Below are 16,465 nucleotides of genomic sequence, written 5' to 3' on the forward strand. Positions count from 1 at the left end.
ATCTTCCTTTCTGGCAATGAGTCGCCCCCTACTATATATCGCCAATTTCGACACAGGAACCGCGATATATGCCGCAGCGGGCGCAAAAAACAAATTGCTGCCGAAGGCTCTATCGACACATCGAGGCGGAGCGCTAAGCTCTTGGCAATGTGAGTCGAAAAAGGATGGCCGAAATGGCGCTGAAATATCTTCACACCATGGTCCGCGTGAAGGATCTGGAAAAATCCATGGCGTTTTACGAGCTTCTGGGTCTGAAAGAAACACGCCGGTATGACAGTGAAGCCGGGCGATTTTCTCTGATCTTCATGGCCCCTCCGGGACAAGAAGACGCGCCGATCGAGTTGACGTACAATTGGGACGGCGATGATGAGTTGCCCGCCGACAGCCGTCACTTCGGCCATCTGGCCTACGGTGTCGACAATATCTACGAGGTTTGCCAGCATCTTCAGAACAATGGCGTTACGATCAATCGCCCGCCAAGGGATGGTCGCATGGCTTTTGTTCGATCTCCCGACAACATCTCGGTTGAGCTTTTGCAGAATGGAGAAGCACTGGAACCAGCCGAACCCTGGGCTAGCATGGAGAGCAGTGGTCACTGGTGATCCGTTGGCTGATAGCGTTTGGGCTGGTCGTTCAGGCCAGCCCTGTTAAGGCCGAGCAATGCCGCTTGGCGCTGGCCTTGGCGATGGATATTTCCGTTTCAGTCGATGAGGTCGAAGATGTGTTACAGCGGCAGGGGTTAGCCGCCGCATTGATTGCGCCCGAAGTGCAAGAGGCCTTCTTTTCTTCACCGATGCCGGTTGCTCTGGCGGTATATGAGTGGAGTGGCCGCTCAACCCAAAATGTCGTCCTGGACTGGACAATGATCGATGATGTTGGTGATCTGCTGTTCGCATCCAGCCAGGTCAGTCAATCCGTCAGATCTGACAGCGGATCAGCAACAGCTATGGGCTATGCCTTGGCATATGGTGCAAGCCTTATGAGGCAAGCTCCACAATGCCTGTTTCAAACCATTGACCTGTCCGGTGACGGCACGAACAACGACGGCTATGGGCCTCAGATCGCCTATCGGCACTTTCCCTTTCAAAACACTGTCGTGAATGGGCTTGTGATCAACGCGGCGGATTTCGAGGGAGAGCTGTTCCTGATCCCTTTCTTCGAAAATAACGTCCTGCACGGGCCCGGCGCCTTTTTGGAAATTGCCACCGGGTTTGAAGATTTCGAGCGCGCCATGCGAAAGAAACTGAAACGAGAACTGAGCGGTCTGCAAATCGGAGCATTGCGGATTGAAGGCCCATGATACGTCGCGTGATCGTCTTTCTGGCTTGCCTGATTTCAGGACCTGCCCTTGGCGAGTGCCGCCAGGCCCTTGCGCTAGGGCTGGATGTGTCGGGTTCGGTCGACAGCCGGGAGTACAGGCTGCAACTGGACGGGCTGGCGTCGGCCCTGAGCCGCCCCGAAGTCAGCCAGCTGATGTTGTCGGACGGTGCAACCTCCTTGCGTCTGGCGATCTACGAATGGAGCGAGCGGGGACATGAACGGATGCTGCTGGAGTGGACAGAAGTACGGTCCCCCGCCGACCTGATCGCAATCAGTGATCGTTTGATTCGAAACTCGCGTAGCACAGCGCCGCAGGGAACGGCGCTAGGGTCGGCCATGTTATTTGGCTCTTCCCTGCTTGATCAGCAAAGGGGGTGCTGGCGCCGTACGCTGGATCTGTCCGGTGATGGCAAACATAACCTCGGACCGCATCCACGTGATGTGAAAGCCAGTTTGCGACATGACGGGATCACAATTAACGGGCTGGTGATCGGCGCCGACGATCCGAAAGAAGGTGATCGGAGATATGTTCAGGTCGGTGAACTTTCAGCTTACTATTCAGCCTGGGTCATTTTGGGGCCAAACGCGTTCGTAGAAGTGGCGCTGGGCTTCGAGGCGTATGAAGAGGCCATGACCCGCAAACTTCTTCGCGAGTTGGACAGCCTTGTCCTGTCTGACGCCCGCCACTGATCAATAAATATACCGTATCTGATCCGTCCAATACCGTTCGACGCGACGCAGCGAACTGGTGATATCCTCGATGCCTTCAAGCCCAAGCACCCCCCTGCCTTGCAGACCTTCTGCGTGACGCGCAAACAGCTTGGACACGATATTGCGGATTTCCCTGCCTTGCGGCGTCAGGCGCACGCGAACCGAACGGCGGTCAATCTCGCATCTTTGGTGGTGCATGTAGCCCATCTCAACCAGTTTCTTGAGGTTATAGCTGACATTGCTGCCTTGATAGTATCCACGGCTTTTCAGTTCGCCTGCCGTGACTTCGTGATCACCGATATTGAACAGCAACAACGCCTGAACCGCATTGATTTCCAAAACGCCGACGCGCTCAAACTCATCCTTGATGACATCCAGCAACAACCGGTGCAGACGCTCCACCAGGGCCAACGCCTCAAGATAGCTGGCTATGAAGCCCTTGGTCTCTGGTGTGGAGACCTGCATTTCCATACTCATCCGACCCTCCGATTCAGTCGCGCTGTTTGACACACGATGAACCGAAATTCCGAAAAATCGGTTAAACAGAACTTTGCCTTATTTCTGAAAGGTTTGCGCTATGTCTGCAATCAGGTTGGCAAATCGCGCCGGAGGCTGCACCTGCCCTGTGACCCATTGATAAAGGTCCTGGTCATTTTCATGCAACAGCGCGTCATAGACATCCAGCCCGGCGGTATCCATGTCGGCCAGATTGCGACCGGCATAGGCTGACAGGATAATGTCCATCTCTTTGATGCCGCGTCGCATCGACCGCATTTGCATGCGTTTGATGCGCACATCCCGGGGTTCGCTCAATTCTTCTGCTCCAGCATCTGACGCATTTTCTTTTCCAGACGCGCTGCGCGTTCGGAACATGTGCGCATTTCCGCACGAATGGCGCGCAGTTCGGCCACGGCCGAGGACAGTTCCATGCCGCCTTCGCCTTCATCCACGGGCGCATCCATGCCTTCGCCCTCGCCGGTCAACAACCACATGATCGAGACATTGACCATGCCCGCCATCATTGACAGCCTGTTGGCCCGGGGCTCGGACAAATCATTTTCCCAATCCGAAATTGTTGCCTTTTTGACCCCAAGGCGCCGCGCCAGTTGCGCTTGCGTCATTCCCGCGGCTTCTCGTGCGCCGGCCAGGCGGTCTCCGAATGTAGCAGATTCCGGACCGTACCAGTCGTTTTCGTCATTCATTCGGGTCTCCAATTCACTTTATCTATACGGCTTGATCGTCACTCGGGCGCACCCTATGACAGTCAGGCTAAACATACAAACCGAGGCCGAGCATGAGTTTTCTGTCTGCGACACTGTCACGCGTCAAACCTTCACCCACCATCGCCATGACAGCCAAGGCAGCCGAGCTGAAGGCCGCCGGACGTGATGTCATCGGGCTAAGCGCCGGTGAGCCGGATTTCGACACGCCCCAGAACATCAAGGACGCCGCAGTTGCGGCCATCGCAGCAGGCAAAACCAAATACACCGCACCGGACGGTATCCCAGAGTTGAAGCAAGCGGCGTGTGCCAAGATGAAACGTGATCACGGGCTGGACTATTCTCCAGCCCAGATTTCGGTCGGGACCGGCGGCAAGCAAACGCTCTACAATGCCTTGATGGCGACGATGAACGAAGGCGACGAGGTGATCATCCCTGCACCGTACTGGGTCAGTTACCCCGATATGGTGCTTTTGGCCGGGGGCACCCCTGTTGTGGTCGAGACGACGCTGGAAAACAGTTTCAAGCTGACCCCAGAACAACTGGAAGCCGCCATCACGCCCAAGACGAAGTGGTTCATCTTTAACTCGCCTTCGAACCCGACGGGCGCTGGGTACAGTTGGGATGAACTGAAGGCGCTGACCGATGTTCTGATGCGTCATCCGCATGTCTGGATCATGTCGGACGACATGTACGAACATCTGGCTTATGACGGGTTTGAATTTTGTACCCCGGCCGAAGTTGAACCCGGTCTATTTGACCGGACGCTCACCTGCAACGGGGTTTCAAAAGCCTATGCCATGACCGGCTGGCGCATCGGGTATGCCGCCGGCCCGGTCGAGATCATTGCGGCCATGCGCAAGATCCAGTCGCAATCAACTTCGAACCCCTGTTCGGTAAGTCAATGGGCTGCTGTCGAGGCCCTGAACGGAACTCAGGATTTTCTGGCCCCGAATAACGAGACATTCAGACGCCGACGCGATCTGGTGGTTCGGATGCTGAACGAGATGGATGGCGTTACCTGCCCCACACCTGAAGGGGCCTTCTATGTCTATCCGTCTATCGCCGGACTGATCGGGAAAACGACGCCCGCTGGGACGGTCCTTGTAGACGACGAAGCCTTTGCAACCGCACTGCTGGAAGAGGCCGACGTTGCCGTTGTATTTGGTGCCGCCTTTGGCCTGTCGCCGAATTTCCGCGTCAGCTATGCTACGTCTGACGCGGCACTGACCGAAGCTTGCGGCCGCATCCAGCGCTTTTGTGCTTCCCTGAGGTGACCATGACCGCCGAACTACCCGAGTATTACTTTCGCATACGTGAAAACGGTGCTGCGGTGTTTCGGATCGATACCGAAAACCGTCAGCGCCGGATCGAGATGGACCAGATTGCCGTCGTCAATATCCGCAATGGCGAGGTCAAGCCGCACGGGCAGCGGACGCTGTCTGACCGGGATCAGGCCGAAATTACCCAATGGATGGAAGAGCGCCGGGCCCTGCTGGCCCAGCGTGACATCGACGATATTCATCGCGCAGTCGACTATCTGAACCTAACCACGCAATGGGCGCAGTCCAAGGCAAGCGACACGCAGCTGGCGGAAGTGACAGACAGGTTACTGATGGCCATGCACGACCTGCGTACGGTACTGGTGCGAAAAAAGGCAGATCGGCTGGACAAAGACTAAGCGGGCTCGGCCGATGCCTGTATCTGCTGTACCGAATGCATCCAGAACCGGGTCATGAGAAGCACGGCCGCGAAGGCGAGACCAAGCACCAGCCCCAGCCAGACGCCGATGCCGTCCATATGACGGACAAAGCCGAAATAATACGACGCAGGAATCCCCACGACCCAATAGCTGAGCGCCGCCATGAGCATTGGGATCTTGGCATCCTGCAGCCCGCGCAGCAGGCCCAGCGCAATCACCTGCGCGCCGTCGACAAGCTGAAACAACGCCGCCATGGCAAGCAATCCGGTTCCAATGGTCAGGATTTGCCCCCGCTGCGGATCATCTGCTTCCATGAACAGAGAAATCAAAGGCTCGGCGCAGGTCAGAAACAGGATGATGGTTGCCACTGACATGACCAGCGACATGCCAGTCACAGAGATTGCGCCCTTTTCCAAATGCGCCCTGTCCCGACGACCCAGCGCATTGCCAGCCCGTATGGTCGCCGCATTTGATAACCCCAGGTGAACCATGAAGGTGGCCGAAGCCAGGTTCAGGGCGATCCCATGCGCAGCCAGCGGGACCTGACCCAACCAGCCCATCATCACCGCAGAAGTCGCGAACAGTGAAACTTCGGCCAGTGTGGTCAACCCGATGGGTACGCCCAGCTTCCATACGCTGGCAAACATCTCCCAATCCGGTCGCCAGAACCGTTGAAATAGGCTGTGCTCCGGCAACGTTCGGACCACATAGATAACGACCGCGATCAGCGAAACAACTTGTGTCGTGATCGAGGCAACTGCCGCCCCTGTCACGCCCAGTTCGGGAGCGCCCCAGTTTCCGAAGATCAGCGCATAATTGGTCAGCCCGTTCACAGCCGCCGCCGCAATCGTGATCCATAAAACGATCTGTGTTCGCTCCAATGCCGCCAGATAGCTTTTCAACACCATCACAATGAGAGCCGGAAACAATCCCCAACCGGCAACTCGCAGATATTCGGCTGCGGTTTCAGCAACTTGCGGTTCCTGCTTCATGGCGATCAGGATCGGATAGGACCACCACAGCAAGGGCATGACAACCACGGCATACAGCAACGACAACCACAGACCCATCCGGGTCGAGCGGCGAATGCTGGTTTCATCCCCTTCCGCCGCCGCTGTGGCAACCATGGGCATCACGGCCCAGCCAAACCCCGCACCAAACAAAAACAACACGAAATAAAAACTGTTGGCCAAGGTAACGGCCGCCAACGCCTCGACCCCGTACCAACCCAGCATGATGGTGTCGGTCAAACCGATTGCGTATTGCGCCAGATGACCGCCAACCAATGGCAGGCCAAGAACGGCAATAGCCCGAAAATGGGCCGGATATGTCATCACCTTTGTCATTGCTCCAGCCATATGCGCGGCTTTGGCGCGGGACAAGGGCGGATCGGCAATATTTCACATTGAGACTTTGATGCCCGGACGTTTCCTGTGGCCGGGCATCTTTGCAATCAGCGGGCATCGGGGTGCAGAGCCGTACCCAGAATATGCTCGGAGCGGTGAATAACGTGATGCGCCTGCCCTACGATCAGCGGATCAGGCTCGCCCACGATATCGTGATCCTTGCCAGGGTAATCCAGCGAGGACAGGAAGTGACGCATACAGTTCAGGCGCGCGCGTTTCTTGTCATTTGACTTGATGATCGTCCAGGGTGCGTCAGCCGTGTCAGTGTAAAAGAACATGGCTTCTTTCGCCTCGGTATAATCATCCCACTTGCTGAGGCTCGCCTTGTCGATGGGCGACAGTTTCCATTGCTTCAGGGGGTCGGTTTCACGGCTTTTGAAACGGCGTTGCTGCTCTTGCTGTGTAACCGAGAACCAGTATTTGTATAGCTGAATGCCCGAGCGCACCAGCATCCGTTCCAACTCGGGCGTTTGCCGCATGAACTCAAGATATTCGTTGGGTGTGCAGAACCCCATAACCCGTTCCACACCCGCACGGTTGTACCAGGACCGGTCATAGAACACCATTTCGCCTACGGTCGGCATCTCCTGAATGTAGCGCTGGTAGTACCACTGGCCTTTCTCTTCCCAGGTGGGTTTGTTCAATGCAACGACACGGGCCTGACGCGGGTTCAGGTGCTCCATGAACCGCTTGATCGTACCCCCTTTGCCGGCCGCATCGCGCCCTTCGAACAACAACACAAACCGCTGCCCCGTATCCTGCGCCCACAGCTGAACCTTTAATAATTCGGCCTGCAACCCGGCTTTCTGCGCCTCATACGTGCCTCGCGCCATCTTGCGCTCGTACGGATACTTTCCGCTTTCGAACGCCTGCCGGATTTTCTCGGGGCTGGGTGCTGATGGGTCCGCGCTGTCGGCAGGTGCCGGTTTGATCTGAGTAAGTTCCGCTTTGTTCGTGGCAATGGCGTCCATGCATTCTGTCCTTTTCTACTGTTCTGAAGGGTGGCTAGCAGAAAGCTCGGAAATGCGCTTTGATTGGTGTCAAATAGATGCCTCAAAAACCCATGAATTCCAGCGCGGATCACTTGCTCCAATGCAAACGTCTTTTTTCAAGCTGAACGGCCATTCTATTTACGTCAGGACATGGGGCGACAAAGCCGCGCCACCACTATTGATGCTGCATGGTTTCCCTGAATTCAGCGGCGCCTGGGCTGATCTTGCGCCTCATCTGGCAGAACGCTTTTGTTGTATTGCTCCGGACCAACGCGGTTATGGACAAAGCTGGTGCCCCGAGGGGGTGCAGAACTATACCTTGTCGCAATTGGTCTCGGACATGGCCGTACTGATTGAAACCTGCGGCGCGCCTGTTGCGTTGCTTGGTCACGACTGGGGCGCATCGGTGGCTTATGGCGTAGCCATGTTCCGCCCGGAACTGGTTGATCGGCTTATCATTGCAAACGGCGTGCACCCGGTGCCGTTTCAACGCGCCATGGCCTCGGGTGGCGCACAATCCACAGCCTCGCAATATATCAATCTGCTGCGGACACCTGATGCCGAACAAAAACTGTCCGAAAACAACTTTGCGATGCTGGAACAGTTCTTTCGCCATGGTATGGGGCTGGATTGGTTGACCGAAGCTCGCATGGCCAACTACCGCACTGAATGGGCCCGACCCGGTCGGCTGCAGGCGATGCTGAACTGGTACCGAGCTTCTCCGCTCGTTGTAGCTAAACCCGGTGTCCCCTCGAAAGACCTACCTGACCTGCCGCTCGACCGGTTGCATGTCAAGTGTCCACACCTGTTGCTTTGGGGGCCGGACGACAAAGCCCTTTTACCCGAAGCCACTGAGGGGTTGGAGGCGTTCGCCACCAACCTCACCCGTGTCATGATCCCTGGCACCGATCATTGGTTGCATCATCAAAACCCGCAGGCCGTGGCTCAGGCCATTTTGGAATGGACAGGCCAGACGTAATCAGGCCCCGCCCGTGCGCAACGGCAAGCCAAGCAGCCTTTGTCGCAGCGCCAACGATATCTTTAGCACCTTACCGATGCCCCCAGTCGTCAGGGTTGTCAGAATTGTTGGGCGACAAGCCCAATTCATCACCATCGGTTGAGCACCCAAGCCCCAGAACCGTCCGGTTTGCATATGAAAAGTAGGAGCAGACCTGATTGATCTCGAGGATTTCGCCATCATCCCACCCCGCGTTGCGCAGGGCGGTGATGTCCGCTTCGACCAGATCGCCCGGCGCTTCGGTCAACTTGCGGGCATAATCCATCGCAGCCGTTTGCGCCGCATCCAATGGCGCGGCCAAGGGATCGCGCGCCTCAATCGCTGCCCTGATCGTGTCGCCGCGCGTCGCGTCACCCAGCAAGCGCTGAAGACCTGCAAAGTGATGCTCGACGCAATAGCCGCACCGGTTCAGCGAGCTGACCCAAACCCCCAGCACTTCCAGAAACCATTTCGGTATCTTGTTGCCCGAATGATGCAGCACTGCCTTGTACATGGCCATATGGCCTTCCATCGAATGCGGGCGAAGGCTGTGTGCCATCATGATGTTGTCTACGTTATTGTTCGGCCCGGTCACGCGTTCGTAGAGTTTCTTCAACTTTCCAGTCGCTTCTTCGAACGGAACGGTTCTGATCCAGCTCATTTATTCACCTCCGCTTTACCGGGATCAAAGGACGGGTTATCTGCACGGATTGCAAGCGGCTTGGCAGAAAATCCACAACACCTCGCGTCCCTCTTCCCCCGGACCACATCACCTGCCATAATGGCGGAAACCCAAAAACAAGAGCAGCACCCATGCCCGAAGATCTGTTGACGCCCAGCGCCACCTCTACCTATGACGCCTCCTCGATCGAGGTGCTCGAAGGGCTGGAACCGGTTCGCAAACGCCCCGGCATGTATATTGGCGGCACGGATGAGCGTGCGCTGCACCATATGTTGGCCGAGATCCTTGACAACTCGATGGACGAGGCCGTGGCAGGCTATGCCAACCGGATCGAGGTCGAGCTGCATTCCGACTACGCCCTGACCGTCCGTGACAACGGGCGCGGCATCCCGATCGACCCGCACCCGAAATTTCCGGGCAAGTCCGCGTTGGAGGTGATCCTGTGTACCCTGCACGCAGGTGGCAAGTTCTCGGGCAAGGCTTATCAGACCTCGGGTGGCTTGCACGGGGTTGGTGCGTCGGTGGTGAACGCGCTGTCTGATTCGATGGTCGTGCAGGTGGCGCGGGACAAGCAGCTATATGAACAACGTTTCTCGCGCGGTATCCCACTTGGCCCGGTCGAAAAGGTTGGCGCGGCCCCGAACCGGCGCGGCACAACGGTGACCTTCCACGCCGACCCGGACATCTTTGGCCATCACAAGTTCAAACCCGCGCGGCTGTTCAAGTCCATCCGCTCCAAGGCCTATCTGTTCTCGGGCGTCGAAATCCGCTGGAAAACCGCCATCGATGACGGCGAGACCCCGCTTGAGGCCTCGTTCCACTTTCCCGGTGGCCTGTCGGATTACCTGAAAGAGACGATGAACGGCTCGTCCACCTATGCCGAGCAACCCTTTGCGGGCACCGTCGATTTCAACGAGAAATTCGGCACCCCCGGCAAGGTCGAATGGGCGATCAACTGGACACCGTCGCGTGATGGGTTCATCCAATCCTACTGTAACACCGTTCCCACCCCCGAAGGCGGCACCCATGTGGCTGGATTCTGGGCCGCGATCCTCAAGGGGATCAAGGCCTATGGCGAGTTGATCAACAACAAGAAGGCCGCTCAGATCACCCGCGACGACCTGCTGACAGGTGGCTGCGCGCTGGTGTCGTGCTTTATCCGCGAACCGGAATTCGTAGGCCAGACCAAAGACCGTCTGGCTACGGTCGAGGCGCAGCGGCTGGTCGAAAACGCGGTCCGCGACCATTTCGACAACTGGCTGGCGGCTGATACGAAATCCGCGGGCGCGATCCTCGACTTCCTCATCCTGCGGGCTGAGGAACGCCTGCGCCGACGGGCCGAGAAGGAAACACAACGCAAGTCCGCCACTAAGAAACTTCGTCTCCCCGGCAAGCTGGTGGACTGTTCCAGTTCAACACGCGACGGCACAGAATTATTCATCGTCGAAGGCGATTCTGCGGGCGGTTCTGCCAAAATGGGTCGTGACCGCAAAACGCAGGCCCTGCTGCCCCTGCGCGGCAAGATCCTGAACGTGTTGGGCGCGGCCAGTTCGAAACTGGGCACCAATGCCGAGATCAACGATCTGACGCAGGCGCTGGGTGTCGGGCTTGGCACCAAGTTCAACGTTGACGACCTGCGCTATGACAAGGTCATCATCATGACAGACGCGGATGTGGACGGGGCGCATATCGCGTCCTTGCTGATGACGTTCTTCTTTACCCAGATGCGCCCAATGATTGACGCGGGCCACCTGTACCTGGCCTGCCCGCCCCTCTATCGCCTGACCCAGGGCGCCAAACGCGTCTATTGTCTGGACGAGGCCGAGCGCGACGAATGGCTGAAAAAAGGTCTGGGCGGCAAGGGCAAGATCGACGTGTCCCGCTTTAAGGGTCTGGGTGAAATGGACGCCAAGGACCTGAAAGAGACCACGATGGACCCCGCGTCCCGGAAATTGATCCGGGTCACCATCGACGAGGACGAACCCGGCGAGACCGGCGATCTGGTCGAGCGTCTGATGGGCAAGAAGCCCGAACTGCGGTTCCAGTACATTCAGGAGAACGCGCGGTTTGTGGAGGAGCTGGATGTTTGAGGGTTAAGAGTCTATCGGCGGTTCAGACCTCCTGAGCCAATCGGGCATTTCTCTCAACTTGTTTCTTTCCTCATACCTGCCTTGAAGAGAAAGCTGTTTAGACAGTTCGCGTTTACGTTCCATTTCCTGTTTTCCTTCATAAAGACAACGAAGAAACGTTCTCTCGTCGGAAAGCGGCGGTATTGGATGAGTAATCAACGTTGTATCAAAGTGGTTTAGCGCGATCCATTTGACGATTGTCGCGATGCTTTCTAAAGCCTTCTCGACCTTTGCTCTGCTGGCGGGTTCGAGTTGCGCGTTTCCTACACGGTATTCAAAATCCGAATGTGCAATCCGCTTGTCTGACCAGTTTCGAGCAAAGCTCGAAGACCTAAGGCTACTCGAAACAAGTTTGGTAAGTGTCTATTCACCATCGTCAAAGTACTTTGGCAAAGCACGTATGGAAACAGACTTTGCACTCATTCTTCTACCATGCGGTGGATCAGTTAGCTTTCTCAATCCAAGTAGAACTCTTTCAAAAACGATTGCCTCCAAGGTTTGAGAGGTTGAAACTGAAATTGACTGGAGCATATCAAAGGTTTCTTTATTGGTCCCCCATAGCGACCGGTACAACCTCCATTCAACACGCAACCTAAAGAAGTCCGTCTTTAAGTGCTCGAAGAGGTTCTCAGCTTCATTTACCATTTAGTTTCTTTCAGAAGTTTTTTCGCAGCTAGCATCCGCAGGGTGGATGTTCGCACCTATCAAATTGCCCGCATCGAGATGGGTGTAAACACCCATCCTACCCGATCAAAATCCTCGCGCCCGCCCATGGGGGCGCGGGTCGGGCGCGTGAATGATGCTCTGCATCAAGCATTGGATGTATAGGAAGACACACCACCACCATACGCGCCCTCAAAAAACCAAAATCTACTGCAATTCAAATCCCTTCGGTTTACTAATCAAACCAAGACCCGGCTTCCCTGTGACAAGCTGGCTTGGATTTAACGATTAAGGATTTGCAATGGCCCGCCTTTATGACAGTCGAAAACGTGTTCTCGTAACCGGTGGGGCCGGGTTTTTAGGCTCGCATCTGTGCGACCGGCTTCTGGATCAGGGGCATGAGGTTTTGTGCGTCGACAACCTGTTCACCGGCACCAAGCGCAATATCGACCATCTGCACAGCAACCCGCGGTTCGAGTTCATGCGCCACGACGTGACCTTCCCTCTGTTCGTGGAAGTGGACGAGATCTATAACCTCGCCTGCCCGGCCTCACCCGTGCATTATCAGCACGATCCGGTGCAGACGACCAAGACCAGCGTGCATGGCGCGATCAACATGCTGGGGCTGGCGAAGCGGCTGAAATGCAAGATTTTCCAGGCCTCAACGTCTGAGGTTTACGGCGACCCGACCATCCATCCGCAGACCGAAGACTATTGGGGCAACGTCAACCCGGTTGGGCCGCGGTCCTGTTATGACGAGGGCAAGCGCTGTGCCGAGACGTTGTTCTTCGACTATCACCGTCAGATGGGGCTTGAGATCAAGGTCGCCCGCATCTTCAACACTTACGGCCCCCGAATGCACCCCGCCGACGGGCGCGTTGTGTCGAACTTCATCATGCAGGCCCTGACCGGTGAGGCCATCACCATCTTTGGCGACGGCACGCAGACCCGGTCATTCTGTTACGTGGACGATCTGATCGAAGGGTTCATCCGCCTGATGGACACAGGCAAGGAGGTCACCGGCCCCGTTAATCTGGGCAATCCCAACGAATTCTCGATGAACGAGCTGGCCAGCGAGGTGCAGGCCCTTGTGGGAGCAGAAACCCCTGTCAGTTTCAAGGAATTGCCAGAAGATGACCCGAAGCAGCGCCAGCCCGATATCACGCTGGCGCGGACCTTGTTGGGCTGGGAGCCTACGGTGCAACTGAAGGAAGGGTTGGACGCAACGATCCGGTATTTCCGGGCGCTTCAGTCGGAAAGCGCAGCCGGATAACGCGTCTCGCCATCGCACGCGGACCGGGTCAGACCGCCGTGCCGATCAGCGCGACGCCAATCGCCATGAGGACCGCGGCGCCCAGGCGTCGCATCCAGTTGCCTTCCTTCAGGAAAATGAACCCGATCAGCGCCGCAAAGATGACCGAGGTTTCCCGCAGGGCCGAAACCGCCCCAAGCGGCGCAAAGTTCTTGGCGTAAAGCACCAGACCATACGCTGTCATCGAAACCAGCCCGCCCAGAAGACCCGTCATCCATATTCTGGCTGGCAGGTCTTTCAGGGTGGCGCGTTTCCTGACCCCGACAAAACCTGCAATGAACAGGTGCAGAAAGGCCCCCCACGCCCAATAGCTGAGCGTATTGCCTGACAGCCGTACCCCGATGCCGTCAACAACCGAATAGATCGAAATGCAAAACCCGGTTCCCAGCGCGAATCCCAGCGCGCTGCGCCCAACGCCCGAACGCAGCGCGGCCCAGCTGCTCAGCTGAATGCCAACCGCGATCAGGGCGATCCCGCCCCAGGCCTGCCAAGGCAGAACTTCGCCCACCAGCGCCATCGCCCAAAGCGAGACCAGTGCCGGAACAATCCCGCGTGCAATCGGGTAAACCACACTCAGATCGCCATGCTGGTAGGCCTTACTCAGCATGAAGTAATAGCCGAAATGCACGATGGTCGAGAGCAGGATATAGACAAAGCTCTGCGTGTTCGGCAGGGGCAGGACCATCACCATTACCGCCGCTGGCAAGACTTGACCCAACGCGACCAGACCCAGCATCGTGGAGCGGTCCGCCGCCGTTTTCACGATGGCATTCCATACGGCATGCAGCAACGCCGCCGACAGAATAATCAGAGTGACGAACAGGGTCATGCCCGACCTTTCCCGCAGAATACGCGCAACAAGGGTCTTGGGCCCTATTCACTTGGGCGTGGTGTCTGTCAAAACCGGGATTTTTGTCAAGCGGGTTTCCAGTGGTCAAAGTACCGCCACTGTCGGGAATGTGTCCGCAAGCCGCTCCTGGTTTTGTACTGTGCGCCGGTGTCCGGTAAGAAGTTACAACTGCACGTGATCCCGGTTGCAGGCAGCGTGCGACGTTCTAAGATCGTGAACATGAGTTTTGTGACAGACAACCAATTGCCCCTGCTTATCCTGTTTTTTCTGTCAGGATCGATCGGCACCGCCTTTTTGTTCCGCAAACCAGCAGGGCACAGGGCATGGAAACTGGCCGATCTGGTCTGGGTCGTGCTGGGTGGCATCGGCGCATTGGTGGCTGTTTTGGCGGGGCTTTATACGTCGGACAGTTCGCGACTGGATCGCCAGATTGATGTAGCCTACGCCGCAACATTGGCATTCGACCGGGATGCCGCACGGTTTCGTCTGCGTTTCTGCGACCCTGCTTACGATCCGGACACGGCAGTGCTGTGCGACAAGGTTGAATTTCTGTCGGCATCAACTGCCAGCAACTCGGAATTGCCCCTGTTCATCGCCGTAACCAACGAAGTGGCCCCCTTGCAGGGCCTGCACTTCCTGTTCGGAAGTCAGGGCAAAGATGAAATGGACGAGCTGCGGGATATGACGGCCAAAGCTGATGCTTTCGATATCGACCAGTTCCTCGTTTTCACGTCTCTGGACGACAAAACCCAGGTGGCCATCGACAACATGCGCCGCAAGGTGCCCGCGATTGCCGGAGATTATCAGATCCTGGCACAAAGCTATGACGACCTGATCCAGCAAGTCGGCAAGTTGAAGGACGAGTGGGAATACCTGCAGGCCAATGCCCATATTCTGGTTCTGCAAATCGTGGCGCTTTGTCTTGTTAGCTTTGCGGCCCCGTTTCGACTGGGAAAATCTTTGGTCGAGTTGCGCCGGGCGCTTAACGTCGATAGCCCCGCGCCAGCACCCGTGGATCAACCCCCAGAAAATAGCGCAGAAGTGTCCACAAGTTCCGTGCACCCCGCCGAAACCAACCTGCCTGTTCATAGCGCTCCGCGCTCGTAAAGGCACGCGACCCGAGTATCTCGATCCGTGGCAATGCGCGCACCAGCGCGACGTCTTCCATCAAGGGTTGGTCCGGATACCCACCAGCCGCTAGATAGACATCACGCGGAACCAGCAACCCCTGATCTCCGTAAGGTAAACCGAACAGACTGCTGCGCAGATTGGCCCATCCGGCCACCCAGGCCTGCGCAAACCCACGCGCGCGAAAAGCCAACCGAAACGCCGCTGGTGCGTTGGATGGCAGATGGGCGCTTACGCTCTCGGCCCATCCCTGTTGCAGCACGGTATCGGCATGAAGGATTAACAACCATTCACCTTCAGCCTGCGCACACCCCCGGCGCAATTGACCACCGCGTGATGGCTCACCTTTCAGAACAAGCGCGCCAACATCTTCTGCAATTCTCAACGTCTGGTCTGTTGAGCCTGCATCGCTGACGATCAGGTCCCGAATCAACCCGGAATGCACCCCTTCCATCAGGGCTTCAAGGCACGCAGGCAAGGAACCGGCGGCATTCAAGGTTGGAATCACTACAGTGACGGGTGCGGGCACGTCCGATAACCTCTGGTCTTGACTGCAGGACTTCCTATATCACGAGGCCAAAGGCAATGACGAGGACCAAGCCATGCCCACCCGCCGCATCCTGCGCCTGATCGGCTCGGACACCGAAAACTTTCTGCAGGACCTTGTCACCAATGACGTTCGGGGGCTGGGCAATGGGCTTGTTTATACGGCGTTGCTTACTCCACAGGGCAAGTATCTGGCAGATTTCTTTCTGAAACGCGATGACGGTGGCGTGCTGCTGGACGTGGCCGAGCCACTTGCGGATGACCTGATCAAGCGCCTGAACATGTACAAACTCCGCGCGGATGTGGTGATCGAAGGCACGGATCTACATCTACAACGCGGCACAGGTCCAGCACCGGACACCGCCCTGCCCGACCCCCGTCACCCGGATATGGGTTGGCGTGTCTATTCGACAGCCCCAGAAGGCGATGACGGAACCGACTGGGACGCGCTGCGCGTTCGACACTGCATCCCCGAGGCTGGGGTCGAACTGACGCCAGACAGCTATATCCTCGAATCCGGGTTTGAGGCGCTGAACGGCGTGGACTTCAAAAAGGGTTGCTATGTCGGTCAGGAAGTGACTGCGCGCATGAAGCACAAGACCGAATTGCGCAAAGGCTTGCGGCGGGTCTTTGTCGAAGGATCGGTTCCGGTGGGGACTGAGATTGCCGCAAACGGCAAACCCGTCGGCACCCTGTTCACGCAATCAGGCGGACACGGAATCGCGTATCTGCGCTTTGACCGCGCGGGTGCTGACATGTTGGCCGGAGACATCGTGGTTCGCCTGACGGATCAAGCGTAACTTGTTG

17 protein-coding genes and 2 pseudogenes are annotated in these 16,465 nt (G+C 57.0%); 10 read left to right on the forward strand and 9 right to left on the reverse strand.

All coding sequences use genetic code 11. The features are described from left to right. Positions 1–173 precede the first annotated feature (173 nt). Genes AC2FND_RS08230 through AC2FND_RS08240 form a run of 3 tightly spaced genes read left to right on the forward strand, consistent with a single transcriptional unit; the run spans position 174 to position 2,010 of the window. Complete coding sequence (locus tag AC2FND_RS08230; RefSeq protein WP_209503395.1) at positions 174–602, forward strand: VOC family protein; 429 nt, start codon at positions 174–176, stop codon at positions 600–602. Continuing rightward, positions 599–1,300 (forward strand): DUF1194 domain-containing protein, encoded by a 702-nt coding sequence (locus AC2FND_RS08235; protein ID WP_496769049.1) that lies wholly within the window; start codon positions 599–601, stop codon positions 1,298–1,300. Before AC2FND_RS08230 ends, AC2FND_RS08235 begins: the two co-directional genes overlap by 4 nt. Then, positions 1,297–2,010: a DUF1194 domain-containing protein gene (locus AC2FND_RS08240; RefSeq protein WP_496769051.1), complete on the forward strand. Its 714-nt coding sequence runs from the start codon at positions 1,297–1,299 to the stop codon at positions 2,008–2,010. The genes AC2FND_RS08235 and AC2FND_RS08240 overlap by 4 nt, the downstream gene beginning before the upstream one ends. Here the strand turns inward: AC2FND_RS08240 and AC2FND_RS08245 are convergent, their stop codons facing one another. The 3 genes from AC2FND_RS08245 to AC2FND_RS08255 all read right to left on the reverse strand — a co-directional run bounded on the left by AC2FND_RS08245 (position 2,011) and on the right by AC2FND_RS08255 (position 3,233). Continuing rightward, complete coding sequence (locus AC2FND_RS08245; RefSeq protein WP_496769053.1) at positions 2,011–2,508, reverse strand: MarR family winged helix-turn-helix transcriptional regulator; 498 nt, start codon at positions 2,506–2,508, stop codon at positions 2,011–2,013. Between the two features lie 78 nt (positions 2,509–2,586). After that, on the reverse strand, positions 2,587–2,811 hold the full coding sequence (locus AC2FND_RS08250) for a succinate dehydrogenase assembly factor 2 (protein ID WP_480505786.1): 225 nt from the start codon (positions 2,809–2,811) through the stop codon (positions 2,587–2,589). Positions 2,812–2,840: 29 nt separating this feature from the next. Continuing rightward, on the reverse strand, positions 2,841–3,233 hold the full coding sequence (locus AC2FND_RS08255; RefSeq protein ID WP_209503387.1) for a helix-turn-helix domain-containing protein: 393 nt from the start codon (positions 3,231–3,233) through the stop codon (positions 2,841–2,843). Positions 3,234–3,325: 92 nt separating this feature from the next. Between AC2FND_RS08255 and AC2FND_RS08260 the strand changes: the two genes are divergently transcribed. After that, positions 3,326–4,528 carry a pyridoxal phosphate-dependent aminotransferase gene (locus AC2FND_RS08260; RefSeq protein WP_496769056.1) on the forward strand — a complete coding sequence of 401 codons (1,203 nt, stop codon included), beginning with the start codon at positions 3,326–3,328 and terminating at the stop codon, positions 4,526–4,528. A 2-nt stretch (positions 4,529–4,530) separates the two neighbouring features. After that, complete coding sequence (locus AC2FND_RS08265; protein ID WP_496769058.1) at positions 4,531–4,932, forward strand: hypothetical protein; 402 nt, start codon at positions 4,531–4,533, stop codon at positions 4,930–4,932. Here the strand turns inward: AC2FND_RS08265 and AC2FND_RS08270 are convergent. Together AC2FND_RS08270 and ppk2 are read right to left on the reverse strand one after the other, a co-directional pair. Continuing rightward, the gene (locus AC2FND_RS08270) at positions 4,929–6,299 is read right to left on the reverse strand and encodes an MATE family efflux transporter (RefSeq protein ID WP_496769060.1); all 1,371 of its coding nucleotides are present in this window, start codon (positions 6,297–6,299) and stop codon (positions 4,929–4,931) included. The two genes, AC2FND_RS08265 and AC2FND_RS08270, sit on opposite strands and share 4 nt — an antisense overlap. Positions 6,300–6,406: 107 nt before the next feature. After that, entirely contained in the window at positions 6,407–7,330 is a 924-nt protein-coding gene (ppk2, locus tag AC2FND_RS08275) for a polyphosphate kinase 2 (RefSeq protein ID WP_496769062.1), read from the reverse strand. 121 nt (positions 7,331–7,451) lie between these two features. Between ppk2 and AC2FND_RS08280 the strand changes: the two genes are divergently transcribed. Beyond that, positions 7,452–8,330, forward strand: a complete 879-nt coding sequence (locus AC2FND_RS08280) for an alpha/beta fold hydrolase (protein ID WP_496769064.1) — start codon at positions 7,452–7,454, stop codon at positions 8,328–8,330. Positions 8,331–8,400: 70 nt separating this feature from the next. On the opposite strand, the gene AC2FND_RS08285 is transcribed toward AC2FND_RS08280, so the two are convergent. Then, the gene (locus tag AC2FND_RS08285; RefSeq protein WP_496769066.1) at positions 8,401–9,009 is read right to left on the reverse strand and encodes a carboxymuconolactone decarboxylase family protein; all 609 of its coding nucleotides are present in this window, start codon (positions 9,007–9,009) and stop codon (positions 8,401–8,403) included. A 152-nt stretch (positions 9,010–9,161) separates the two neighbouring features. Here AC2FND_RS08285 and parE point away from each other — a divergent pair, with 152 nt between their 5' ends. After that, the gene (gene parE, locus AC2FND_RS08290) at positions 9,162–11,120 is read left to right on the forward strand and encodes a DNA topoisomerase IV subunit B (RefSeq protein WP_496769068.1); all 1,959 of its coding nucleotides are present in this window, start codon (positions 9,162–9,164) and stop codon (positions 11,118–11,120) included. Positions 11,121–11,123: 3 nt separating this feature from the next. On the opposite strand, the pseudogene AC2FND_RS08295 reads toward parE, so the two are convergent. Continuing rightward, a pseudogene (locus AC2FND_RS08295) lies at positions 11,124–11,804 on the reverse strand (AbiU2 domain-containing protein). Positions 11,805–12,123: 319 nt separating this feature from the next. On the opposite strand from AC2FND_RS08295, the gene AC2FND_RS08300 reads away from it, so the two are divergent. After that, entirely contained in the window at positions 12,124–13,095 is a 972-nt protein-coding gene (locus AC2FND_RS08300; protein ID WP_496769070.1) for a UDP-glucuronic acid decarboxylase family protein, read from the forward strand. 28 nt (positions 13,096–13,123) lie between these two features. Here AC2FND_RS08300 and AC2FND_RS08305 read toward each other — a convergent pair whose 3' ends face one another. Then, complete coding sequence (locus AC2FND_RS08305; RefSeq protein ID WP_496769071.1) at positions 13,124–13,963, reverse strand: EamA family transporter; 840 nt, start codon at positions 13,961–13,963, stop codon at positions 13,124–13,126. A gap of 240 nt (positions 13,964–14,203) precedes the next feature. Here AC2FND_RS08305 and AC2FND_RS08310 point away from each other — a divergent pair. Continuing rightward, a pseudogene (locus AC2FND_RS08310) lies at positions 14,204–14,959 on the forward strand (hypothetical protein); the annotation flags it as partial. Positions 14,960–14,966: 7 nt separating this feature from the next. Here AC2FND_RS08310 and AC2FND_RS08315 read toward each other — a convergent pair. Further along, on the reverse strand, positions 14,967–15,641 hold the full coding sequence (locus AC2FND_RS08315; protein ID WP_496769073.1) for a TIGR04283 family arsenosugar biosynthesis glycosyltransferase: 675 nt from the start codon (positions 15,639–15,641) through the stop codon (positions 14,967–14,969). Between the two features lie 73 nt (positions 15,642–15,714). Here AC2FND_RS08315 and ygfZ point away from each other — a divergent pair, with 73 nt between their 5' ends. Further along, positions 15,715–16,458: a CAF17-like 4Fe-4S cluster assembly/insertion protein YgfZ gene (ygfZ, locus tag AC2FND_RS08320; protein WP_496769075.1), complete on the forward strand. Its 744-nt coding sequence runs from the start codon at positions 15,715–15,717 to the stop codon at positions 16,456–16,458. Positions 16,459–16,465 lie beyond the last annotated feature (7 nt).

The organism is Ruegeria sp. BHSB056 (genome assembly GCF_059613305.1).